Source organism: Paracoccus sp. J55, from assembly GCF_000513975.1.
GTDB lineage: Bacteria > Pseudomonadota > Alphaproteobacteria > Rhodobacterales > Rhodobacteraceae > Paracoccus.
Map to the genome: position 1 here is coordinate 238,748 of NZ_AZVA01000003.1, position 22,441 is coordinate 261,188.

General features: G+C 69.2%; 23 protein-coding genes and 1 tRNA gene. 14 read left to right on the plus strand and 10 right to left on the minus strand.

Annotation, left to right across the window (positions count from 1 at the left end; genetic code table 11):
- Positions 1-4: 4 nt before the first annotated feature.
- From glp to PARJ55_RS0105115, 6 genes are read right to left on the minus strand one after another with little or no spacing between them, the layout of a single operon-like run.
- Positions 5-1,177, minus strand: a complete 1,173-nt coding sequence (glp, locus tag PARJ55_RS0105090; RefSeq protein ID WP_028712040.1) for a gephyrin-like molybdotransferase Glp — start codon at positions 1,175-1,177, stop codon at positions 5-7.
- Positions 1,178-1,186: 9 nt separating this feature from the next.
- Positions 1,187-1,657, minus strand: coding sequence for a cyclic pyranopterin monophosphate synthase MoaC (gene moaC / locus PARJ55_RS0105095; protein WP_028712041.1), 471 nt, complete (start codon positions 1,655-1,657; stop codon positions 1,187-1,189).
- Positions 1,654-2,445: an indole-3-glycerol phosphate synthase TrpC gene (trpC, locus tag PARJ55_RS0105100; RefSeq protein WP_028712042.1), complete on the minus strand. Its 792-nt coding sequence runs from the start codon at positions 2,443-2,445 to the stop codon at positions 1,654-1,656. Before trpC ends, moaC begins: the two co-directional genes overlap by 4 nt.
- A 9-nt stretch (positions 2,446-2,454) precedes the next feature.
- A complete protein-coding gene (locus PARJ55_RS0105105; RefSeq protein ID WP_028712043.1) occupies positions 2,455-3,123 on the minus strand; it encodes a uracil-DNA glycosylase in 669 nt (222 codons plus the stop codon).
- Positions 3,116-4,153 carry an anthranilate phosphoribosyltransferase gene (gene trpD, locus PARJ55_RS0105110; RefSeq protein ID WP_028712044.1) on the minus strand — a complete coding sequence of 346 codons (1,038 nt, stop codon included), beginning with the start codon at positions 4,151-4,153 and terminating at the stop codon, positions 3,116-3,118. Before trpD ends, PARJ55_RS0105105 begins: the two co-directional genes overlap by 8 nt.
- Positions 4,150-4,740: an aminodeoxychorismate/anthranilate synthase component II gene (locus PARJ55_RS0105115; protein WP_028712045.1), complete on the minus strand. Its 591-nt coding sequence runs from the start codon at positions 4,738-4,740 to the stop codon at positions 4,150-4,152. Before PARJ55_RS0105115 ends, trpD begins: the two co-directional genes overlap by 4 nt.
- A gap of 128 nt (positions 4,741-4,868) precedes the next feature.
- On the opposite strand from PARJ55_RS0105115, the gene PARJ55_RS0105120 reads away from it, so the two are divergent.
- From PARJ55_RS0105120 to PARJ55_RS21490, 5 genes are all read left to right on the plus strand, one after another.
- On the plus strand, positions 4,869-5,666 hold the full coding sequence (locus PARJ55_RS0105120; RefSeq protein WP_028712046.1) for a hypothetical protein: 798 nt from the start codon (positions 4,869-4,871) through the stop codon (positions 5,664-5,666).
- 10 nt (positions 5,667-5,676) lie between these two features.
- Positions 5,677-6,852, plus strand: a complete 1,176-nt coding sequence (locus PARJ55_RS0105125; protein WP_028712047.1) for an aminotransferase — start codon at positions 5,677-5,679, stop codon at positions 6,850-6,852.
- 126 nt (positions 6,853-6,978) lie between these two features.
- Entirely contained in the window at positions 6,979-8,928 is a 1,950-nt protein-coding gene (locus PARJ55_RS0105130; protein ID WP_028712048.1) for a peptidylprolyl isomerase, read from the plus strand.
- Complete coding sequence (gene trpE / locus PARJ55_RS0105135; RefSeq protein WP_028712049.1) at positions 8,928-10,430, plus strand: anthranilate synthase component I; 1,503 nt, start codon at positions 8,928-8,930, stop codon at positions 10,428-10,430. Before PARJ55_RS0105130 ends, trpE begins: the two co-directional genes overlap by 1 nt.
- Positions 10,431-10,441: 11 nt before the next feature.
- Positions 10,442-11,707 (plus strand): glycoside hydrolase family 5 protein, encoded by a 1,266-nt coding sequence (locus PARJ55_RS21490; protein ID WP_198019312.1) that lies wholly within the window; start codon positions 10,442-10,444, stop codon positions 11,705-11,707.
- 131 nt (positions 11,708-11,838) lie between these two features.
- Here the strand turns inward: PARJ55_RS21490 and gpt are convergent, their stop codons facing one another.
- Genes gpt through fabI form a run of 3 tightly spaced genes read right to left on the minus strand, consistent with a single transcriptional unit; the run spans position 11,839 to position 13,758 of the window.
- Positions 11,839-12,336: a xanthine phosphoribosyltransferase gene (gpt, locus tag PARJ55_RS0105145; protein WP_028712050.1), complete on the minus strand. Its 498-nt coding sequence runs from the start codon at positions 12,334-12,336 to the stop codon at positions 11,839-11,841.
- Between the two features lie 9 nt (positions 12,337-12,345).
- Entirely contained in the window at positions 12,346-12,948 is a 603-nt protein-coding gene (locus PARJ55_RS0105150) for a LysE family translocator (RefSeq protein WP_028712051.1), read from the minus strand.
- Between the two features lie 9 nt (positions 12,949-12,957).
- The gene (gene fabI / locus PARJ55_RS0105155) at positions 12,958-13,758 is read right to left on the minus strand and encodes an enoyl-ACP reductase FabI (RefSeq protein ID WP_371257417.1); all 801 of its coding nucleotides are present in this window, start codon (positions 13,756-13,758) and stop codon (positions 12,958-12,960) included.
- A 110-nt stretch (positions 13,759-13,868) separates the two neighbouring features.
- On the opposite strand from fabI, the gene pdxH reads away from it, so the two are divergent.
- The 5 genes from pdxH to PARJ55_RS0105180 all read left to right on the plus strand — a co-directional run bounded on the left by pdxH (position 13,869) and on the right by PARJ55_RS0105180 (position 16,318).
- Positions 13,869-14,531 (plus strand): pyridoxamine 5'-phosphate oxidase, encoded by a 663-nt coding sequence (gene pdxH / locus PARJ55_RS0105160; RefSeq protein WP_028712053.1) that lies wholly within the window; start codon positions 13,869-13,871, stop codon positions 14,529-14,531.
- Between the two features lie 131 nt (positions 14,532-14,662).
- On the plus strand, positions 14,663-15,256 hold the full coding sequence (locus PARJ55_RS0105165; protein WP_028712054.1) for a cold-shock protein: 594 nt from the start codon (positions 14,663-14,665) through the stop codon (positions 15,254-15,256).
- A gap of 116 nt (positions 15,257-15,372) precedes the next feature.
- Complete coding sequence (locus tag PARJ55_RS0105170; protein ID WP_232215662.1) at positions 15,373-15,747, plus strand: DUF192 domain-containing protein; 375 nt, start codon at positions 15,373-15,375, stop codon at positions 15,745-15,747.
- A 69-nt stretch (positions 15,748-15,816) separates the two neighbouring features.
- A tRNA-Pro gene (locus PARJ55_RS0105175) sits at positions 15,817-15,893 on the plus strand.
- 224 nt (positions 15,894-16,117) lie between these two features.
- Positions 16,118-16,318 carry a hypothetical protein gene (locus tag PARJ55_RS0105180; protein ID WP_028712056.1) on the plus strand — a complete coding sequence of 67 codons (201 nt, stop codon included), beginning with the start codon at positions 16,118-16,120 and terminating at the stop codon, positions 16,316-16,318.
- On the opposite strand, the gene PARJ55_RS0105185 is transcribed toward PARJ55_RS0105180, so the two are convergent.
- Complete coding sequence (locus PARJ55_RS0105185; protein WP_028712057.1) at positions 16,315-16,512, minus strand: hypothetical protein; 198 nt, start codon at positions 16,510-16,512, stop codon at positions 16,315-16,317. The genes PARJ55_RS0105180 and PARJ55_RS0105185 overlap by 4 nt on opposite strands.
- A 164-nt stretch (positions 16,513-16,676) precedes the next feature.
- Here PARJ55_RS0105185 and PARJ55_RS0105190 point away from each other — a divergent pair, with 164 nt between their 5' ends.
- The 4 genes from PARJ55_RS0105190 to PARJ55_RS0105200 form a co-directional block, all read left to right on the plus strand.
- On the plus strand, positions 16,677-17,933 hold the full coding sequence (locus PARJ55_RS0105190) for an aspartate kinase (RefSeq protein WP_028712058.1): 1,257 nt from the start codon (positions 16,677-16,679) through the stop codon (positions 17,931-17,933).
- A gap of 31 nt (positions 17,934-17,964) precedes the next feature.
- Positions 17,965-20,208, plus strand: a complete 2,244-nt coding sequence (gene ptsP / locus PARJ55_RS0105195; RefSeq protein WP_028712059.1) for a phosphoenolpyruvate--protein phosphotransferase — start codon at positions 17,965-17,967, stop codon at positions 20,206-20,208.
- A 548-nt stretch (positions 20,209-20,756) separates the two neighbouring features.
- Positions 20,757-20,858 carry an NAD(P)-binding protein gene (locus PARJ55_RS24855; RefSeq protein WP_198019313.1) on the plus strand — a complete coding sequence of 34 codons (102 nt, stop codon included), beginning with the start codon at positions 20,757-20,759 and terminating at the stop codon, positions 20,856-20,858.
- 266 nt (positions 20,859-21,124) lie between these two features.
- On the plus strand, positions 21,125-22,441 hold a 1,317-nt coding region (locus tag PARJ55_RS0105200; protein WP_028712060.1), incomplete at its 3' end, for an acetate--CoA ligase.

Here is a 22,441-nt window from a genome sequence, read left to right on the forward strand (position 1 = left end):
CCGGCTAGAGCGGCAGGTAGCCCATGCGCTCGCCCGCCTTGCGGGCCGGGTCGCCGGCGGGGCGGATCAGCAGGGCATCGGCCTCGGCCAGCAGCCACAGCCGGGCGGAATCCTGGTCGGGGAAGGGTTCGATGCCGGGCAGGCCGTCGCCGGGCGAGAGCCGGGCGCGCAGGTAATGCTGGCGGTCGCCCTCGGGCGGCAGGTCGCGGGTCAGCACGGCCTGCAGGGGGTCGGGCCCGGGCGGCAGGCCCTGCATGGCGCGGATCAGCGGCTGCATGAAGAGTTTCGCGCAAACCACGGCAGAGACCGGATTTCCCGGCAGACCCAGCATGGCCGCATCGCCCATGCGCCCGGCCATCAGCGGCTTGCCGGGGCGCATGGCCAGCTTGTAGAAGCTGCGCTCCATCCCGAGATCGGCCGAGACCTTGGCGATCAGGTCGTGATCGCCGACCGAGGCGCCGCCGATGGTCACGATCAGGTCGCAGCCCTCGGCCTCGGCGAAACGGTCGCGCAGGCTTTCCTCGGTGTCGCGGGCCAGCGGCAGGACCATGGGCTCGGCCCCGGCCTCGCGCGCCAGCGCGGCGATGGCAATGTCGTTCGAGCTGATGATCTGGCCCGGCGCCGGGTCCGAGCCGGGGCGCACCAGTTCGTCGCCGCCGGCCAGCACGGCGACGCGCGGCCGGCGCGCGACCGTCAGCCGCGGCACGTTCATCGCCGCGAGCAGCGCCAGATCGGCAGGGCGCAGCGGCCGGGCGGGCTGAAAGGCGGAACCTTCCGAGAAATCATTGCCCTGGCGGCGGATGTTCAGGTTGGGCCCGACCTCGGTGACGGTGATGCGGTCGCCGTCGCGGGTGACGATCTCCTGCATGACCACACGGTCGTAACCGGCGGGAACCGGCGCTCCGGTGAAGATCCGGATGGCGCTGCCGGGGGGCGTCTCGCCCGCATAGGGCACGCCCGCCGCCGCCGTGCCGATCACCGCCAGCGGCCCGGGCAGATCCGCCGAGCGCAGCGCATAGCCATCCATGGCCGAGGCGTCGAAGGGCGGTTGCGTCAGCCGGGCGATACCCGGCGCGATCATGGCGCGGCCGAGCGCCTGTTCCAGCGCCACCTGTTCGGGCTCGGGCGGCCGGGCAAGGGCCAGGACGCGGGCGCGGGCTTCTTCGACGCTGATCATTCTTCCCCCTCAGGGCGCGCGGAAGTCGCCCGATTTGCCGCCGGTCTTGGAGAGCAGGCGGATGCCTTCGATGCGCATGTCCTTCTGCGCGGCCTTGAGCATGTCATAGACGGTCAGGCAGGCGGTCGAGACGGCGGTCAGCGCCTCCATCTCGACGCCGGTCTTGCCGGCCGTTCGGACGGTGGCGGTGACGCGGATGCCGGGCAGAGCCGGATCGGCCGCCAGATCGACCGAGACCTTGGTGATCGGCAGCGGATGGCAAAGCGGGATCAGGTCGGCGGTGCGCTTGGCGCCCATGATGCCGGCCAGCCGCGCCACGCCCATCACGTCGCCCTTGGCCGCGCCGTCCTGCGCCAGCGCCAGCGTCTCGGGCGCCATGATGACCAGGCCCTCGGCCACCGCCTCGCGCGCGGTCTCGGGCTTTTCGGAGACATCGACCATATGCGCCTGGCCTTGGGCGTCGAAATGCGTCAGGCTCATGCCGCGAGGCCCAGGATCTGCCGGGTGGCGCCGGTCACGTCGGCCTGCCGCATCAGGCTTTCGCCGATCAGGAAGCGCCGGACCCCGGCCTCGGCCATGCGGTCCAGGTCGGCGGGGGTGAACAGCCCGCTTTCGCAGACTAGGTCGCGGCCGGTCGGCACATGCGGCGCCAGTTCCAGCGTCACGTCCAGGCTGACCTCGAAAGTCTTGAGGTTGCGGTTGTTCACGCCGATCAGCGGCGATTTCAGACGCAGCGCACGGTCCAGTTCCTCGCGGTCGTGGACCTCGACCAGCGCGTCCATACCCCAATGGATGGCCGCGTCCTCGAGTTCGGCGGCCAGCGTGTCGTCGACCGAGGCCATGATGATCAGGATGCAATCGGCACCCCAGGCGCGGGCCTCGGCCACCTGATAGGTGTCATAGAGGAAATCCTTGCGCAGCGCCGGCAGGCCGCAGGCATCGCGCGCGGCGGTCAGGAATTCGGGCGCGCCTTGGAAACTGGGGGCGTCGGTCAGCACCGAAAGGCAAGCGGCCCCCCCGGCTTCATAGGCGCGGGCCAGCGCCGGCGGGTCGAAATCCGGGCGGATCAGACCCTTGGAGGGGCTGGCCTTCTTGATCTCGGCGATCAGCGCATGGCCGGTCGCGGCCTTCGCGGCCAGCGCGCGGGCAAAGCCGCGCGGGGCCGAGGCGGCGCGGGCGGCAGCCTCGACGCCCGACAGCGGCCGGGCGGCCTTGGCGGCGGCGATTTCTTCCAGCTTGTAGGCCTTGATGCGGTCGAGAATGTCCATGACGTCGGTTTACCCCGCGGCGGCGGTTTCGGAAAGGGCCCAGTCGATCACAGGCTCGCCCCGCGCCCGCAGCCAGTCGTTCACCCGGCTGAACGGGCGCGAGCCGAAGAAGCCGCGCCGCGCTGAAAGCGGCGAGGGATGCGCGCTTTCGATCACCAGGTCCTGCGGGCGCGGCAGTCCGGCCAGCGCCTTCTGCGCATGGGCACCCCAGAGGATGAAGGCCAGCGGGCGCTGCCGCTGCGCGCGGGTGACGGCCTGACGCGCCAGCTTCTCCCAGCCCCATTTCGCATGGGCCCCGGCCTGTCCGGGCAGCACCGAAAGCGAGGTGTTGAGCAGCAGCACCCCCTGCCGCGCCCAATGGCTCAGGTCGCCGTTCGGGGGCGCGGCGCCGATATCCTCGCGCAGCTCGGCATAGATGTTCTTCAGCGAGCGCGGCAGCGCGGTTTCCGGCGTGACCGAAAAGGCCAGCCCGTTGGCATGGCCGGGCGTCGGATAGGGGTCCTGGCCCAGGATCACCACCCGCACCTGCTCGGGCGGGGTCAGCTCCAGCGCGGCGAAGACGCGGGCGGGGCCGGGCAGCCAGTCGCGCTGCGGCAGCCGGGCGGCGATGGTCGGCCAATCCTGCTGAAAGAATGGCAGATCGGCCCAGGCGCGAGGGACGGCGGCGGGTTCAGTCATGAGCTTCCGGCGCGCCGACCTCGGCCGCCAGCGCGGCCAGCTTGGCCTTGGCCTTGCCGCTGCCGATGGCGTCGCGGGCGATCTCGGCGCCCTCGCGCAGGTCGCCGGCCTTACCCGCGATCAGCAGCGCCGCGGCGGCGTTCAGCACCACCGCGTCGCGATAGGCGCCCGGCGCGCCGTCCAGCAGCGCCCGCAGCGCCGCGGCGTTCTGCGCCGGATCGCCGCCCAGGATCGCCTCGAACGGATGCACCGGCAGGCCGGCATCCTCGGGCGATATCTGGAACTCGGTGATCTCGCCGTCCTTCAGCTGCGCCACCCAGGTCGGCTCGGCGATCGAGATCTCGTCGGTGCCGTCGCCGCCATGCACCAGCCAGGCGGCCTCGCTGCCCAGCTCGCGCAGCGTCTCGGCCATCGGCCGGTTCCAGACCCGGTCGAAGGTGCCGGTCAGCTGCCGCCGCACCCCGCCGGGATTGGTCATCGGCCCCAGCAGGTTGAAGATCGTCCGCGTGCCCAGTTCCGCCCGCGCCGGGCCGACATGGCGCATGGCGGGATGATGCACCGGCGCCATCATGAAGCAGATGCCGGTGGCGGCCAGCGCCCGCTCGGCGATCTCGGGGGTGGACATGACGTTCAGCCCCAGATGGGTCAGCGCATCGGCCGAGCCCGATTTCGAGGACAGGTTGCGGTTGCCATGCTTGGCGACCGGCACGCCGGCGCCCGCGACCACGAAGGCCGTGGCGGTCGAGATGTTCAGCGTGCCCTTGCCGTCGCCGCCGGTGCCGACGATGTCCATGGCGCCCGCGGGGGCCTTGATGCGGTTCATCCGTGCGCGCATGGCGCGGGTGGCGGCGGCCATCTCCTCGACCGTCTCGCCGCGCACGCGCATCGCCATCAGCAGCCCGCCGATCTGGGCGGGGGTGGCCGCGCCCTCGAACAAGGCGCCGAAGGCCGCCTCGGCCTCGGTGCCGGTCAGCGGCCGGCTGGCGGCCAGGCCGATCAGCGGCCGGATGTCGGTGACGGCGGCGCTCATGCCGCAGCGCCCAGGTTCTGGCAGCGGCGCAGGAAGTTGCGGATCATGTCGTGGCCGTATTCCGAGGCGATGCTTTCGGGGTGGAACTGCACGCCCTCGACCGGCAGGGTCTTGTGCACCAGCCCCATGATGGTGCCGTCGGCGGCGGTGGCGGTGACGCGCAGGCAGTCGGGCAGGCTTTCCGGCTCGACCGTCAGCGAGTGATAGCGCGTCGCGGTCAGGGGCGAGGGCAGGCCGGCGAAGACCCCGGTGCCGTCATGGCTGATCGCGTCGGTCTTGCCATGCACGATGCGCGAGGCGCGCACCACCTTGCCGCCGAAGGCCTCGCCGATGGCCTGATGGCCCAGGCAGACGCCGAACAGCGGCACGCCCCTTTCCGCCGCCGCCTTGATCAGCGGCACGATGATGCCGGCATGGGCCGGATCGCAGGGCCCGGGCGAGATGACGATGCCCTGTGCGCCCATCTCCAGCGCCTCCTCGACGGAAAGCACGTCGTTGCGGCGCACGACCACATCCGCCCCGGCCTCGCCCATGTAATGCACGAGGTTCCAGGTGAAGCTGTCGTAATTGTCGATGAGCAGGATCATGGCGGGGCCTTGCATTGGGGGGTGAACCCCGGAAAATCTGCGGCTATAGATGGGCTAAAGCCTTGCGGTGGGTCAAGCCCGCGGGCAAGAAAAACCGGCGTGAAAGCCAAGGGCGGGACGGTCGAGGCATGGCAAGAGGGTTCGCGACGGGTCTGGTTCATGGCGTGCTGGTCTGCGGCGCCGCGTTGGCCGCGCTGTCGCTGGCCCTGCCGCAGCCGCCGCGCCCGGCCCCGCTGCCCGCCGCCGGCGAAAGCGGGGAGAGGGAGCCGACCGCCGAGGCCGTCGAGGCGCCGGCAATCCCGGCGCCGGAGCCGTCGAAACCGCCCGCCGATCCGGCCTCTGTCGAGCCGCCTGCCGAGGCAGCCGCAACCGAGGGGTCGGAACCCGTTCGACCGGGAACGCCCGGCGAGGCAGCGGCCGGGCCGGGCGCCGCCACCTCGCTCTCGGTGCCGGCCGAATCCGAATTTGCCCGCAGCACCGACATGCAGCCGCAGCGCCCCGCGCCGCTGGCCGGCGAGCCGCCGGCGCGGCCCGCCGCCCCCGCCGTCCCGCAGCCCGCCGGCGAGGCGGCGCCGACCCGTGCCGATGCCGCCGACAGCCGGCCCGAAACCCCGGCCCAAGCCCCCAGCGCCCCCGAGATGACGCCGCCCGAGGCCGGCCCCGCCGATCTGCCCGACCCGGCGGCCGAGGCGCCGATCCCGGTGCCGCCGCCCGGCAAGGTGGTGGTGCCCAGCCTCGACCGGGCGCCCGAGCGGGCGCTGCCCGCCGCTGCCCCGACGGCCGCAGGCACGCCGGAACCGCCGGCCGCGGCTGCCCCGGCCGAGCCGGGCCCGGAGGAGGAAGCCGCCGCCCCGCCGTCTGCCGCGGGCTCGGGCTTCGACCTGTCCACGCCGCCGGATTTCGGCGGATTGCGCCTTACCGACTGAGACCCTGCCCATGCTGCCGCTCAATCCCGCCCTTGCCGCCACCTTCCGCCCGCCGGTGATGGAGGCCCGCCGCTGGCTGCAAGGGCTGGCTTTCCCGCCCGAGCGGCCGCTGATCAACCTCAGCCAGGCCGCGCCGGTCGAACCGCCGCCGGAAGCCCTGCGCCGCGCCATGGCCGAGGCGGCGCTGGAGCGGCCCGACGCGCATCTCTACGGCCCGGTGCTGGGCCGTCCCGAACTGCGCGAGGCGGTGGCCCGCGACTGGAGCCGCGCCTATGCCGGCCCCATCCGCCCCGAAGAGGTCGCGATCACCCAGGGCTGCAACCAGGCGTTCTGCGCCGCCATCCAGACGCTGGCCCGGGCGGGGGACGAGGTGATCCTGCCCACGCCCTGGTATTTCAATCACAAGATGTGGCTGGACATGCAGGGCATCCGGGCCGTGCCGCTGCGCTGTGGCCCGGGCATGCTGCCCGACGCCGAGGCGGCTGCCCGGCTGATCTCGGACCGCTCGCGCGCCATCGTGCTGGTCAGCCCCAACAATCCCTCGGGCGCGGAATATCCGGCCGGACTGCTGCGCGGCTTCTTCGATCTGGCGCGGTCGCGCGGGCTGGCGCTGGTCCTGGACGAGACCTATCGCGATTTCGACGCGCGCGAGGACGCGCCGCACGACCTGTTCGCCGATCCCGACTGGGGCGACACGCTGATCCATCTCTACAGCTTCTCGAAAGCCTATCGGCTGACCGGGCATCGCGTCGGGGCGCTGATCGCCAGCCCGGCCCGCATGGCCGAGGTCGAGAAGTTCCTCGACACCGTCGCCATCTGCGCCGGCCAGCTGGGCCAGATCGGCGCTGCCTGGGGCATGGCGAACCTGAGGGGCTGGCTGGCCGGCGAGCGGGCCGAGATCCTGGCCCGCCGCAACGCCATGGCCCAGGGCATGGCGGCGCTGCCGGGCTGGCGCGTCAAGGGCTGCGGCGCCTATTTCGCCTGGGTCGAGCATCCCTTCGACATGCCCGCGCCGGAGCTGGCGCAACGCCTGCTGCGCGAGGCCGGGGTGCTGCTGCTGCCCGGCACCATGTTCATGCCCGCCGACGATCCCGAGGCCGCGTGCCACCTGCGCATCGCCTTCGCCAATGCCGACCGGGACGGCATCGCGGCGCTGATGCGGCGGCTGGATGCCTTCCGGCCCTGATGGCGCCGACCGGATTGTGAAGGGCGCGAGGAGGCGGCGCGGCGTCGCGGCACTTGCCGCCGGGCCCTTGGCATCCTAAAGACTTGCGCTGACTGACAAGAACAAGTGGCGGGGCACGGCGACAAGATGCGGGGCAAGGGCAAATCGACCATCGTCTGGTTGCTGATGGGCATGCTGGTTCTGGGGCTGGGCGGCTTCGGCGTCACCAATTTCTCGGGCGGCTCGGCCGATATCGGCTCGGTCGGCGATGTCGGGATTTCGTCGCAGGACTATGCCCGCACCCTGCGCGCCGAGATGCAGGACTTCTCGGCCCGCACCGGCCGGCAGATCAGCGCCGCCGAGGCCAAGGCCATCGGCGTCGATCAGGCGGCGCTGGCGCGGCTTTACACCGCCGCCGCGCTTGAGGCCGAGGCGAACCGGGTGGGCGTCTCGGTCGGCGACAAGGCGGTGGCCGAGCAGATCACCGGCATGTCCGCCTTTCGGGGCATGAACGGCCAGTTCGACCGCAACATCTATGCCGACGCGCTGCGCCGCGAGGGGATGCGCGAGGCCGAGTTCGAACACGACCTGCGCATGGACTTGGCCCGGCTGATCCTGCAGCGCGCGGCGCTGGCCGGGGTCGAGGCGCCGCAGCCGGTGGTGGCGCTGACCCAGGGCTGGCTGCTGGAGACCCGCGACATCCACTGGCGCGAGCTGACCGCCGAGGACCTGCCCGCCCCGGTCGCCGCACCCGACGAGGCGACGCTGCAGGCCTGGCACAAGGCCAATGCCGACCGCTTCACCGCGCCCGAGATCCGCAAGATCACCTATGTCTGGCTGACCCCCGAGATGCTGGAGGACGAGGTCGAGGTCGATGAGCAGGCGCTGCGCGATCTCTATCAGGACCGCATCGACGAGTTCCAGCAACCCGAGCGCCGCATGGTCGAGCGGCTGGTCTTTCCCACCGTCGCCGCCGCCGAAGAGGCGAAGGCCCGCATCGACCGCGGCGAGGTCACCTTCGAGCAGCTGGCCGCCGAGCGCGGCCTGACGCTGGCCGATATCGATCTGGGCGAGGTCAGCCAGGCGGAGCTGGGCGCCGCCGGCGAGGCGGTCTTTGCGCTGGACCAGCCCGGCGTCGCCGGCCCGGCCAGCTCGGAACTGGGGCCGGCGCTGTTCTCGATGAACGCGATCCTGGAGCCGCTGGACATCCCCTTCGAGCAGGCCCGCGACGACCTGCGGCTGGAGGCGGCGGTCGATCGCGCCCGCCGCCAGATCGAGGAACGCTCGGGCGAGTTCGCCGACCTGCTGGCCGGCGGCGCGACGCTGGAGGACATGGCCCGCGACACGCCGATGCGGCTGGGCCAGATCGACTGGAGCGCGGGCGCCGAGGCCGATCCCGACGGCATCGACGCCTATCCCGAATTCCGCCAGCGCGCGGCGCAGCTGACCGAGAAGGACTTTCCCGAGCTGTTCGAAACCGAGGATGGCGGCGTGTTCGCCCTGCGGCTGGACGAGCTCGTGCCGCCGGCGCTGATCCCCTTCGAGGAGGTGCGGGACCGGGTGGCCGAGGACTGGACCCGCAACGAGACGCATCGCCAGCTGCTGGCGCTGGCCGAGGAGCGCCGCGTCGAGGCCGAGGCGGCCGCCGAGCCCGGCATCGGGCCGGCCCCGGCGGCGGCGACCGCGCCGGTCGCCCAGGCCCTTGGCGCCGCGGCGCCCGTCAGCGGCGACGCCGAGGCCGCGGCCGCGGACAAGCCCGCCCCCGCACCCGGCACGCCGGCGCCGAACCTGTCCCGCGGCGGCTTCATCAACGGCGTGCCGCAGGACGTGGTGGCCCAGGCATTCGAGATCGCCGAGGAAGGCGCGACCGAGGTGGTCGATGCCGAGAACCGGGTCTTTCTGGTGACGCTGGACAAGATCCATCCCGCCGCGACCGACGGCGAGGAGGGCGCGCAGATCCGCGCCGGCATCTCGGCCCGGCTGGCGGATTCGCTGCGCCAGGACGTCTTCGACTATTTCGCCCGCGCGCTTCAGGCCCAGGGCGGCGTCACCCTGAACCAGACTGCCGTGGATGCGGTGAACGCGCAGGTCCAGTGATGGAGATCGCCCCCGATTTCGCCGCATTCGAACGCGGCTGGGCCCAGGGCCGCAACCAGTTGCTGACCATCCGGCTGGCGGCAGACCTCGATACGCCGGTCAGCCTGATGCTGAAGTTGGCCGAGGCGGCGCCGAATTCCTTCATGCTGGAAAGCGTCACCGGCGGCGAGGTGCGCGGCCGCTATTCCTTCGTCGGCATGAAGCCGGACCTGATCTGGGAATGCCGCGACGGCAAGGCGCGCATCAACCGCAACGCCCGCTATTCGGACGAGTTCGCGGCCGACGACCGCCCGGCGCTGGACAGCCTGCGCGCCCTGATCGCGGAAAGCCGCATCGACATGCCGGAGGGCGTGCCGGCCGGCGCGGCGGGGCTTTTCGGCTATCTGGGTTATGACATGATCCGGCTGGTCGAGCGGCTGCCCGACGTGAACCCCGACCCCCTTGGCCTGCCCGATGCGATGATGATGCGCCCCTCGGTCGTCGCGGTGCTGGACGGCGTCAAGGGCGAGGTGGCTCTTTGCGCCCCCGCCTGGCATGACGCGGCCACGCCGGCCCGCGCCGCCTATGCCCAGGCGGCCGAGCGGCTGATGGAGGCGCTGCGCTCGCTCGACCGCCAGCCCAGCGAGCCGCGCGCGCTTGGCCACGACCTGAAGATCGGCGAATTGCGCAGCAATTTCAGCAAGGAAGCCTATCTCGCGGCGGTGGAAAAGGCCAAGGACTACATCCGCGCCGGCGACATCTTCCAGGTGGTGCCCTCGCAACGCTGGGCGATGGATTTCCCGCTGCCGCCCTTCGCGCTCTACCGCAGCTTGCGGCGCACCAATCCCTCGCCCTTCATGTTCTTCCTGAACTTCGGCGGTTTCCAGATCGTCGGCGCTTCGCCCGAGATCCTGGTGCGGCTGCGCGAGGGCCAGGTCACCGTCCGCCCCATCGCCGGCACCCGCCCGCGCGGCGCGACCCCGGCCGAGGACGACGCGCTGGAGGCCGACCTGCTGGCCGATCAGAAGGAGCTGGCCGAGCACCTGATGCTTCTGGACCTGGGCCGCAACGATGTCGGTCGGGTGGCGAAGATGGGCACCGTCACGCCGACCGAGCAATTCATCGTCGAGCGCTACAGCCACGTCATGCACATCGTCTCGAACGTCGTGGGCGAGCTGCGCGAGGGCGAGGATGCGCTTTCGGCGTTGCTGGCGGGGATGCCGGCCGGCACCGTCTCGGGCGCGCCCAAGGTCCGGGCGATGGAGATCATCGACGAGCTCGAGCCCGAGAAGCGCGGCGTCTATGCCGGCGGCGTCGGCTATTTCGCCGCCAATGGCGAGATGGACATGTGCATCGCGCTGCGCACCGGGGTGATCAAGGACGGCCAGCTTTACATCCAGGCCGGCGGCGGGGTGGTCTATGACAGCGACCCCGAGGCCGAGTTCATGGAGACGGTGAACAAGAGCCGCGCCCTGCGCCGTGCGGCGGAAGAGGCGGCGCGCTTCGTGCGCGGGAACGGCTAGGGGCGGCGCCGGTGGCTCCGTCGTCCCGGCCGATCCTGCGCCCGTGGGGCCTGTTCCGGGCAGTCGGTGAAGGCGCCCTTGCCGCCGGCGCGACCTTCCGCCGGTCCGCGACGGCCGCTCTCTGCCTTGCCTTGGCGCAGCCTGCCGCAGCCGCCGACCTGATCGGCTTCTGGGACAGTCCGCAGCCCGGTGCGAACGGCTTCAACGCCGTGCCGCAGGACCAGACCTATTTCCGCGCCCTGGCCGGAACCGGGGCGACCTGGGTGCGGCTGTCCTTCAGCAAGTGGAAGGGCAAGGGCCGGGACCTCCTGATCGGCGATGCCGACCGCTATGCCGGCCTTGTCCCCGAGGATCTCGCCACCCTGCGCCGGGTGCTGGACGATGCCCATGCGGCCGGGCTGAAGGTGGTGGTCGTGCCGCTGAGCCTGCCGGGTGGTCGCTGGTCGCAGCAGAACGGCGGCGCTTACGACGACCGCATCTGGTCCGAGGCCGGTTATCAGGACCAGGCCGTCCGGTTCTGGGCCGATCTGGCGGCGGCATTGCGGGACCATCCGGCGGTCGCCGGCTACAACATCCTGAATGAGCCGGCGCCGGAAAAGCACGGCGGCCCGGCCGAGAACGGCACGGAGCAGGCGCTACGCTCCTGGCAGGCCGAACAGTCGGGCGGCCTGCGCGATCTGCCCGGCTTCTACGCCCGTGTCGTCGCGGCGATCCGTGCTGCCGATCCGGTGACGCCCATCATGGTCGATGGCGGCTGGTTCGCCAATCCGCGCTCGCTGGCGGCATGGCCGGGGCCGCTGGCGGACGGCAGGGTGCTTTACGCCTTCCACATGTATGAACCCTATGCCGCGACCAGCGCCCCGAACCTGCAGCGCGACGCGCCGCTGCGCTATCCCGGCGCGGTGACGGCCTATGCCGGGGGCGAGCGGGCCTGGGACCGCGCCGCCGTCGCCGCCCATATCGGCGCGGCCTTCGACTGGGCCGCAGCGCAGGGCCTGCCGCCCACCCGCATCGTCGCCGCCGAATTCGGCTGCATGCGGCGCTGGCCCGATTGCGGCGCCTATCTGACCGACGTTCTTGACGCCGTCGAGGCGCGCGGCGGCCATTGGGCCTTCTATTCCTTCCGCGAGGACGAATGGGAAGGGATGGATTACGAGCTTCCCGCCAGCCTTCCGCCCGGCCGGTTCTACTGGCTGACCGAAGAGGGGCGGGCGGATGAGCTGCCGCGCGACGGCGCGCTCATGGATCTCCTGCGGGACCGGATGCGGCGGCAATAGGGCGTACGCCCGCCCTGTCCATGAGCGATGCCGCATGCCGGTCCCGCCGGAAAACCCGGCAATCGGTGGCCAAGCGGGCTGGGGCCCAAGCGGCTGTGCGGGGCGCGACCCGCGCAGCCGCTGCGTGCCGCTTAGTCCTCGCCGCGATAGGGCTGGACGTATTGCAGCGCCATGTCCCAGGGAAAGAAGATCCAGGTATCCTGGCTGACCTCGGTGACATAGGTCTGCACCATCGGCCGGCCCTTGGGCTTGGCATAGACGGTGGCAAAATGCGCCTTGGGATACATCGTCCGCACATGTTCCAGCGTGCGGCCGGAATCGACCAGGTCGTCAATCACCAGGATGCCGTCGCCGTCCAGCATCACCGCCGGGTCGGGGGCCTTCAGCACCTTGACCTCGCCGCGCTCCTGCCCGCCCTTGCCGTGATAGGATTTCACCGAGATCGTGTCGATGACGCGAATGTCCAGTTCGCGCGCGACGATCATCGCCGGCGCCAGCCCGCCCCGGGTGATGGCCAGGATCGCCCGCCATTCCCGGTCCTCCAGCCGCCAGGCAAGGGCGCGGGAATCGCGGTGGATCTGGTCCCAGCTGATGTGGAATCCGCGTTCATGGGGCAGGCGATCGTTCATGCTGGCTCCTTAATGGTTGACGATCAACAGCAGCCCCAGCAGCGCCATGGCAATGCTGGCGGCCCGGTCGATCCAGAACTTGGCGGCAAAATAGCGCGCGCGCATGATGGCTGTCGACATCAGAACCGCCACCAGCGCATACCAGAAAAGCTCGGTCGCAAGGCAGAGGCCGTAGATCAACCCCTGGCGCGCCGGGCCCATCGGCGCGGGAAAGACCGACAGGATCAGCGCGGCATAGAACAGCGCCGGCTTGGGATTCGAGAGATTGAGCGCGATGCCGCCCCAGTAGCCCCTGGAGGCGCCGCCCGCCGCCTGCGGCAGCGGCCGGGTCGAGGCGCGCCACAGCGCCCAGGCGAACCACAGCAGATAGAAGCCGCCGAAGATCTTCAGCGCCGTGAACAGCGCCGGATGCAGCCGGAACAGCACCGCCAGCCCGGCCAGCGCGAAGAGGCACCAGAGCGAGGCCCCGGTGGCCAGCCCCAGCGCATAGGGCAGGGCGCGGGCGCGGCCATGGGCAAAGGCGGTCTGCACCGTGGCGATGATCGCCGGGCCGGGCGTCAGGATCGCCAGCGACAGCGCCGAGACAAGCGCGATGACTTGCTCGACGCTCATCGCCGGGGATCAGTCCTTCTTCGTGGTGGCGATGTCGGGGGCGTCGACGGCCTTCATGCCGACGATGTGATAGCCCGAATCGACGTGATGCGTCTCGCCGGTCACGCCCGAGCCCAGGTCGGACAGCAGGTAGAGCGCCGACTTGCCGACCTCCTCCTGGCTGACGTTGCGGCGCAGGGGCGAGTTCAGCTCGTTCCATTTCAGGATATAGCGGAAGTCGCCGATGCCGCTGGCGGCCAGCGTCTTGATCGGCCCGGCCGAGATGGCGTTGACGCGGATGCCGTCCTTGCCGAAATCCTCGGCCAGGTAGCGCACCGAGGCCTCGAGCGCCGCCTTGGCCACGCCCATGACGTTGTAATGCGGCATGACCCGCTCGGCCCCGTAATAGGTCAGGGTCAGCATCGAGCCGCCCGGCCGCATCATCGCGGCGGCGCGGCGCGCCACGGCCGTGAAGGAATAGACCGAAATATCCATGGTCATCAGGAAGTTGTCGCGCGTGGTGTCGGCATAGCGGCCGCGCAGCTGCTCCTTGTCGGAAAAGCCGATGGCGTGGACGATGAAGTCCATGCTGTCCCAGCGCCCGCGCAGCGTCTCGAACAGCGCGTCGATCGAAGCCTCGTCCGAGACGTCGCATTCCGCGAGGAAGTCGGAGCCGACCTGTGCCGCCAGCGGCTCGACCCGGCGCTTGAGCGCCTCGCCCTGATAGGAAAAGGCAAGTTCGGCGCCCTGGTCGGCCAGCGCCTTCGCGATGCCCCAGGCGATGGACTTGTCATTCGCCAGGCCCATGATGAGGCCGCGGCGACCCTTCATCAGCCCCGTACCGCCTTCACTTGACATGATGCTGCCCCTCGCGCTTCTTCGGTTTTCAGCAGGATTAGGACAACTGCAGGGAGGCATCAAGTGTCGGTGAGCAGGCAGCCATGAGCGACCGCAGCGGAATTTTCGCGGGCGACGACCCTTTTGCCATCGCGCGCAGCTGGCTCGCCGAGGCGGAACGGACCGAGCCGAACGACGCCAGCGCCATGGCGCTGGCCACCGTGGACGCGGCGGGCCTGCCCGACGTGCGCATGGTGCTGCTGAAAGAGATCGAGGGCGCCGGCACCGAGGGCGCCTTCGTCTTCTACACCAATTTCGAAAGCGCCAAGGGCGTCGAGATCGAGGCCACAGGCGTCGCCGCATTCGTCATGCACTGGAAATCGCTGCGCCGGCAGATCCGCGTGCGCGGCCATGTCAGCCGCGTCGAGCCCGAGCTGGCCGATGCCTATTATGCCTCGCGGCCGCTGCAGTCGCGCATCGGCGCCTGGGCGTCGCGGCAAAGCCGGCCGCTGGCCAGCCGCGCCGCGCTGATGGCCGAGGTGGCGCGGCTGGGAATCAATCTGGGGTTGAATCCGCCGCGACCGCCCCATTGGGGGGGCTACCGAATCCGCCCGGTACAGATCGAGTTCTGGGCCGATGGCGCCTTCCGGCTGCACGACCGCTTTCGCTGGACGAGAAGCGATTATCAAGGCGAAAACAGCGGATTGCCGCCAGATGGGCGGCAGTTTACGCAAAGTTTCTGGCAAGTGTGCCGTCTTAGCCCTTGATGCGGGTCCGCGATTTATCCATGGTATGGAAAACCTGACCAATCCGGCTCTACCTTCGTTCAGTTGGGGATCGAAGGACGCGGAACCGGAGTTCGGGTTGTTTCTGGTTTTCTAACGGGTGACAGGACGACATGGAAGAAAACGACGAGCAACAGCGCAAGATTGCGGGCGTCGTGAAATGGTTCGATGGCAGCAAGGGCTTCGGTTTCCTGACCGATCCCGAGGGGGGCGCCGACATTCTTCTGCATGCCAATGTGCTGAGGAATTTCGGACAGAGTTCGGTTGCCGAGGGCTCTCATGTCGTGGCGATGGTGCAGAAGACGCCGCGCGGCATGCAGGCGGTCGAGGTGCTGGAGATCACGCCGCCGGCCAGCGAGCCGATGCCCGCCATCGCCGACCTGTGTTCGGCCACCCCCGAAGAGGTGGCGCAGCTGCCGCTGCTGCCGGCGCGGGTGAAATGGTTCGACAAGGCCAAGGGCTTCGGCTTTGCCAACATCTTCGCAGAGAAGGCCGATGTCTTCCTGCATATCGAGGTGCTGCGCCATTCGGGCTTTTCCGACCTGGCCGTGGGCGAGGCCATCGCGCTGCGGGTGGTCGACGGGCGGCGGGGGATGATGGCCGCGCAAATCCTTTCCTGGGAGAGAGCCGCGATCGAGGCGCGGCAGTTGCAACCGGGGGGAGCGGCCGCGCTCGCTAAATTGCGGCTGGTCGCGGGCGCGGTATGAAGTTGCGGGCCGTAACGGTTGTTCTAGCTCTTCTTATCACAAATCATTCTTCGGCCCTTGCGGCCACCTGCCACCCCGACCGGGCACTGTTCCTGGGTCGGGGCAAGCCGGTCGAGGTGCCGGTCGAGATCGCCGACAGCGGCGAGAAACGCGCGCGCGGGCTGATGTTCCGCCGCGACCTGCCGCCGGGGCAGGGCATGCTGTTCATCTACGAATCGCCGCAGCCGGTCAGCTTCTGGATGCGCAACACGCTGATCGCGCTCGACATGATCTTCATCGACGCGCGCGGCGAGGTGCGCCATGTCCACCCGATGGCGCGGCCGCTGGACGAGACGGCGATTCCCGGCGCCGCGCCGGACGATCCCGCGCCCGAGCGGCTGATGGTGCTGGAGGTGCCGGGGGGCGATGCGGCGCGGCTGGGGATCCATCCCGGCATGGTGCTGTCCCATCCCCGCCTGCCGCAGGACGCGGCCTTGGCGCCCTGCGACTGAGACCCGCCGCAGGGCGTGGTCAGTTTTCCCTTTCCCCCCGCGCGGCCAGCCGCTAGATAGCCCCAGGTCCGGGGCGTAGCGCAGCCTGGTAGCGCGACGGTTTTGGGTACCGTAGGCCGGAGGTTCGAATCCTCTCGCCCCGACCACTCTCATGCAGATTCGGGAACGGGCCGCTTGCCGGCCGGTCTCCGGCGCGGGTTTCGCGGCGCCGCTCGGGCGATCCGGGGGCGCTGTGCCGGCCCGGCCTGCCGAAAAAGCCAGCGTGACTTTCCTGCATCACCGCCGCTTCATGACTGGATGGGCGCCCAGCTGTTTTCCGGGCGTCACGTTCGTCTGATCGAAGGTGTTTTGATGAGTAAGTGAGGTTCTCATGAACGCTTGGTGGAGCGCGTCCGTCTGCATCAACCGGACACTTGGGGGACAGCAATCCGAGCCGCTTTGCTCGCGCGTCTATCGGCAGCCGCCATCCTTCTGGCGCAGCGCCTTCATGGCGCTGATGGACCGCGTCTTTGCCGAAACGGCGCATTGCGAGAGCATTCATAGCCGCTGGCGCGACCGCCGCGGCGCCTAGCGCCGGCCGGACAGGGTCCGTTCCAGCTCCTCCAGCGCGGCGATGGTGGCGTCGTAGCTGTCTCCGGCCTTGGGGAAACGCGCCCTGCGGCTGCGATAGAAGGCCAGCCATTTCGGCAATTCGTCCAGCGGATAGGTGGCGGACCAGATCTTGCCGGTCAGGGTAAAGGTGGATTCGTCATGCGTCGCTTTCATGCCCGCCTTTTGCGGTCCGGCGGCGGCCGTATCAAGATCCCGTCCGCCCCGGCGCATGGGCCGGCAAAATAATGCATGCGAAAGCCCCGGAAACACCTGCCGCCCCTTGTTCTTTCCCCGGCCCGCCCATAGAACGCGCCCCGGAAACTGCTGGGGGGCAAGGAATGCCGCTTCTGGTGATGAAATTCGGCGGCACCTCGGTGGCCGACCTGGACCGCATCAAGAATGCCGCGCTGAAGGTTCAGCGCGAAGTCGAGCGCGGCTATGACGTCATCGTCATCGTCAGCGCCATGTCGGGCAAGACCAACGAACTGGTGGGCTGGGTCGAGGCGACCTCGCCGCTGTTCGACGCGCGCGAATACGACGCCGTCGTCGCCTCGGGCGAGAACGTCACCGCCGGGCTGATGGCGCTGACCCTGCAGGAGCTGGGCGTGCCCGCCCGCAGCTGGCAGGGCTGGCAGGTGCCGATCAACACCACCTCGCAGCATTCCTCGGCGCGCTTCGTGTCGATCCCGCGCGACAATATCGACCAGAAATTCGCCGAGGGCATGCGGGTGGCCGTGGTCGCGGGCTTCCAGGGGCTCGGCTCGGACAACCGCATCACCACGCTGGGCCGCGGCGGTTCGGACACCACCGCCGTGGCCTTCGCCGCCGCCTTCGAGGCCGAACGCTGCGACATCTATACCGATGTGGACGGGGTCTATACCACCGACCCCCGTATCACTTCCAAGGCACGCAAGCTTGACAAGATCGCCTTCGAGGAAATGCTGGAACTGGCCAGCCTGGGCGCCAAGGTGCTCCAGACCCGCTCGGTCGAGCTGGCGATGCGTTACAAGGTCCGGCTGCGGGTGCTCAGCTCGTTCGAGGATACGGATGAGACCAGCGGCACCCTGGTCTGCGATGAGGATGAAATCATGGAATCGAAAGTCGTCAGCGGCGTCGCCTATTCCCGTGAAGAGGCCAAGATCACCCTGGTCACCGTCGAGGACCGGCCCGGCATCTCGGCGGCGATCTTCGCGCCGCTCGCCGATGCCGGCGTCAACGTGGACATGATCGTCCAGAACATCTCGGAACGCGATTACGAGGACCATCCCGGCGCGGTGACCGACATGACCTTCTCTTGCCCGGTGAACCAGGTCGCCCGCGCCAAGAAGGCGATGGAGGAGGCCAAGGCCGCCGGCACCATCGCCTATGACGAGCTGGTCGTGGATACCGAGGTCGCCAAGGTCTCGGTGGTGGGCATCGGCATGCGCAGCCATGCCGGCGTCGCCGCGCGCATGTTCAAGGCGCTGGCCGACGAAAACATCAACATCAAGGTGATCTCCACCAGCGAGATCAAGATTTCGGTGCTGATCGACCGCAAATATATGGAACTGGCGGTTCAGGCGCTGCATGATGCCTTCGAGCTTGAACGGGCCTGATCCCCGGCCCTCAGCCTGAAGCGGGAGGATCATGCCCGAACGCAAGGACAGTGACTCGCGCAAGCTGCTGCGGCGGCTGCGCGAAACCTTGGCCGCCCCCGGTGGCGGCCAGGACCGCCTGGATCAGATCACCCATCACATCGCCGATTCGATGGGGACCGAGGTCTGCTCGATCTATCTTTTCCGCGACCCCGACACGCTGGAGCTTTGCGCGACCGAGGGGCTGAAGCCCGAATCGGTGCACCAGACCCGGCTGCGGCTGGGAGAGGGGCTGGTCGGCCGCGTCGCCCGCACCGGGCGGCACGTCAACACCGCCAACGCCCCGGCCGAGCCGGGCTTCCGCTACATGCCCGAGACCGGCGAGGAGATCTTTTCCAGCTTTCTCGGCGTGCCGATCCAGCGCGTCGGCGAAAAGCTGGGCGTGCTGGTGGTGCAATCCCGCGACGCCCGGCAGTTCAGCGAGGACGAGGTCTACGGCCTCGAAGTGGTCGCCATGGTGCTGGCCGAGATGGCCGAGCTGGGCGCCTTTCTCGGCTCGCAGGCCGACAGTCTGCCCTTGCAGCACCGCTTTCCGGTCATGTTCCGCGGCGGCACCGGCCAGGAGGGCTGCGCCGAGGGCCGCGTCTGGCTGCACGAGCCGCGGGTGGTGGTCACCAATCCGGTCGCCGACGATCCGCTGAAGGAAAAGGCCCGGCTGACCGAGGCCGTGGCCATGCTGCGCACCACGGTCGATTCCATGCTGGCCGCCACCGACATGGGTTCGGGCGATTCGGCCGAGGTCATGGAGACCTATCGCATGTTCGCCCATTCCCGCAGCTGGCTGCGCCGCATGGAAGAGGCGATCGAGCTGGGCCTGTCCGCCGAGGCGGCGGTCGAGAAAGAGCAGAGCCAGGCCCGCGCCCGGCTGGAAAGCGCCGCCGATCCCTATCTGCGCGACCGGCTGCACGACCTCGACGATCTGTCGAACCGGCTGCTGCGCATCCTGACCGGGCAGGGCCGCGATACCGGCGCCGAGATGCCCGAGGACCCGATTCTGGTTGCCCGCAACATCGGCCCGGCCGAGCTGCTGGACTATGGCCGCAGGCTGAAGGGGGTGGTCCTGGAAGAGGGCTCGGTCGGCAGCCATGCCGCCATCGTCGCCCGGGCGCTGGCGATCCCGCTGGTGATCCATGCCGAGCGCGTCACCTCCGAGGCGCTGAACGGCGATCTGATCCTGGTCGACGGCGACATGGGCATGGTGCATCTGCGTCCCGAGGAAAGCGTCGCCAAGGCCTTCCGCGACAAGATGGCCATGCAGGCCGAGGCGCAGAAGCGTTACGCGGGGTTGCGCGACCTGCCCGCCACCGCGAAATGCGGCGCCACGATCCAGCTTTACATGAATGCCGGGCTGATGGCCGACCTGCCTAGCCTGGAAAGCTCGGGCGCCGAGGGGGTGGGGCTGTTCCGCACCGAGCTGCAGTTTCTGACCCGCACCCGCGTGCCGCGCCGGGGCGAGCTGGCGGCGCTTTACGCCCATGTGCTGGACAATGCCCATGGCAAGCCGGTGATGTTCCGCACGCTGGATATCGGCTCGGACAAGGTGCTGCCCTACATGAAGCCGCAGGACGAGCCCAACCCGGCCATGGGCTGGCGGGCGATCCGCGTCGGCCTTGACAAGCGCGGCGTGCTGCGGATGCAGCTGCAGGCGCTGATCCGCGCCGCTGTGGGCCGCCCGCTGCATGTCATGTTCCCCTTCATCACCGAGATGCAGGAGTTCGAGGAGGCGCACAAGCTGCTGATGGAGCAGCTGGCGCGCGAGCAGCGGCTGGGCCACGCCATGCCCTCGGACATCCGCGTCGGCGCCATGCTGGAAACCCCGTCGCTGGCCTTCGCGCCGAAGAAGTTCTTCGAGATGTGCGATTTCATCTCGGTGGGCGGCAATGACCTGAAGCAGTTCTTCTTTGCCGCCGACCGCGAGAACGAGCGGGTGCGCCGGCGCTACGACACGCTGAACACCTCGTTCATCACGCTCTTGGACCAGATCGTGCAGCGCTGCGACGAGGCGCGGGTGCCGGTGTCTTTCTGCGGCGAGGATGCCGGCCGGCCGATCGAGGCGGTGACGCTTGCGGCGCTCGGCTTCCGGCGGCTGTCGATGCGTCCGGCCTCGATCGGGCCGGTCAAGCACCTGATCCGGCGGGTGGACCTGAGCGAGCTGAAGCGGGTCATCGACGACGCCCGGACCCTGGGCGAGACGAATCTGCGGCGCTGCATCACCGAATGGCTCGCGCGGCAGTGACGGGCTGACGGCCTGCCCCTGGCGGCACGCCGGGGCGGTCCGGCGGCCGGGCTTCGCGCAGGCATTGATTTTTACCCGGACCCGAAGCTGGCGAAGGGGTTTTGGCGAGGAAACCCTCAAGGGGCGCCTATCAATGTAGCTGCTTCGAACATGCACATGATTGATTTCGATGCTGCTGCACGCGCCTACTGCGACAGCATCGGCGCGCTCTATCTCCGCTATTCCATTCTGGTTCTCTGCGATCCGGCGCACGCGACAGCGGCTGCGATCATGGACTTCATCACAGCGGAGAAGATGGAGGTTTCTCGCCACAGGACCGAGAGGACGGAGTTCACGGGTACAGGCGCGCGTGTGGCAGGAAAGCCGCGCAATGCCCTGCTTTGCGCTTCACGAAGCGGGCCCTCGGGCCGACCGTGGGCGCGCTTCTGCTCTTCATCGCCGGACAGTCCAGAACCTGGTCATGCGGACCGCGTTCGCCATCGCTAAGCTGGCGCTCGTCGCGCTGCTTTTTGGGGCGGTCAAATATGACCATTGCCCCCTAAAAGCCGTTGGATGCGCGTGTCATTGGTGCGGGACAAGCCGGCCTCGCGACCGCCCGGCATCCGCAGCGCGCGGGCCGGAACTTCCTCATTCTGGAAGCTGACCGATAAGCCGGCGACCGTCTCTGACCGTTCCCAGGAACGGTCCCGCGTATCCGTTTGGCCCCCGGATGACGGTTCAGGCCGGTCTGTAAAATATTTACATATCGCATATCCATCCTGTCAATTTATTTACAAAATTCCCTTTATATATAAACACTTAACAGAATGGAGATGTTCCGCTTAACATGGCGTCGGAGCTCTCTTGCGCCGGCCCGGGCAAATGATGCCGCAGCCGCAGGAGAGGGGGAATGATGCGATCGCTGTGAGGGGGAGCCATGTCCATTGAATCGCTTGAGAAACATCCTGTTCCGTCTGGCTTTGCTGCTGCGCATGCGGGGCCTGGGGATTATGCGCGGCTCTATGCCGAATCGCTCTCGGATCCCGAGGGGTTCTGGGGGCGCGAGGGGCTGCGGCTCGACTGGATCAAGCCCTATTCCCGGGTGAAGGACACGGATTTCACCATGGGCCGGGTCTCGATCAAATGGTTCGAGGACGGGGTGCTGAACGCCTCGGTGAACTGCGTCGACCGCCACCTGCCCGAGCGGGCGAACCAGACCGCGATCATCTTCGAGCCGGACGACCCGGCCCGGCCGGCGCGCCACATCACCTATGCCGAGCTGTCCGACAAGGTGAACCGCTTCGCCAACGTGCTCTTGTCGCAGGGGGTGATGCGCGGCGACCGGGTGGTGATCTACCTGCCGATGATCCCCGAGGCGGCCTATGCCATGCTGGCCTGCGCGCGCATCGGCGCCATCCATTCCATCGTCTTCGCCGGCTTCTCGCCCGACGCGCTGGCCAACCGCATCAACGACAGCGGCGCCAAGCTGGTGATCACCGCCGACACCGCGCCGCGCGGCGGCCGCAAGACGGCGCTGAAGTCGAACACCGACGCGGCGCTTCTGCATTGCTCGGACCGGGTGCGCTGCCTGGTGGTCAAGCATACCGGCGACCAGACCACCTGGATCGAGGGGCGCGACGTGGACGTGCTGAAGCTGATGGAGGAGGTCAGCCCCGACTGCCCGCCGCGGCCGATGGGGGCCGAGGATCCGCTGTTCATCCTTTACACCTCGGGCTCGACCGGCAAGCCCAAGGGGGTGGTGCATTCCACCGGCGGCTACCTGCTGTTCGCGGCGATCACGCATCGATACGTCTTCGACTATCGCGACGGCGACGTGTTCTGGTGCACGGCGGACGTGGGCTGGGTGACCGGGCACAGCTACATCGTCTACGGCCCGCTGGCCAACGGTGCCACGACGCTGATGTTCGAGGGGGTGCCGACCTGGCCCGATGCTGGCCGCTTCTGGGCGGTCTGCGAGAAGCACAAGGTCAACCAGTTCTACACCGCGCCGACCGCGATCCGGGCGCTGATGGGGCAGGGGCCGGAATGGGTCGAGAAATACGACCTGTCCAGCCTGCGGGTGCTGGGCACGGTGGGNGAGCCGATCAACCCCGAGGCCTGGGTCTGGTACGACCGGCATGTCGGCAAGGGGCGCTGCCCGATCGTGGACACCTGGTGGCAGACCGAGACGGGGGGCCACATGATCACCTCGCTGCCGGGCGCCATCGAGACCAAGCCGGGTTCGGCGACGCTG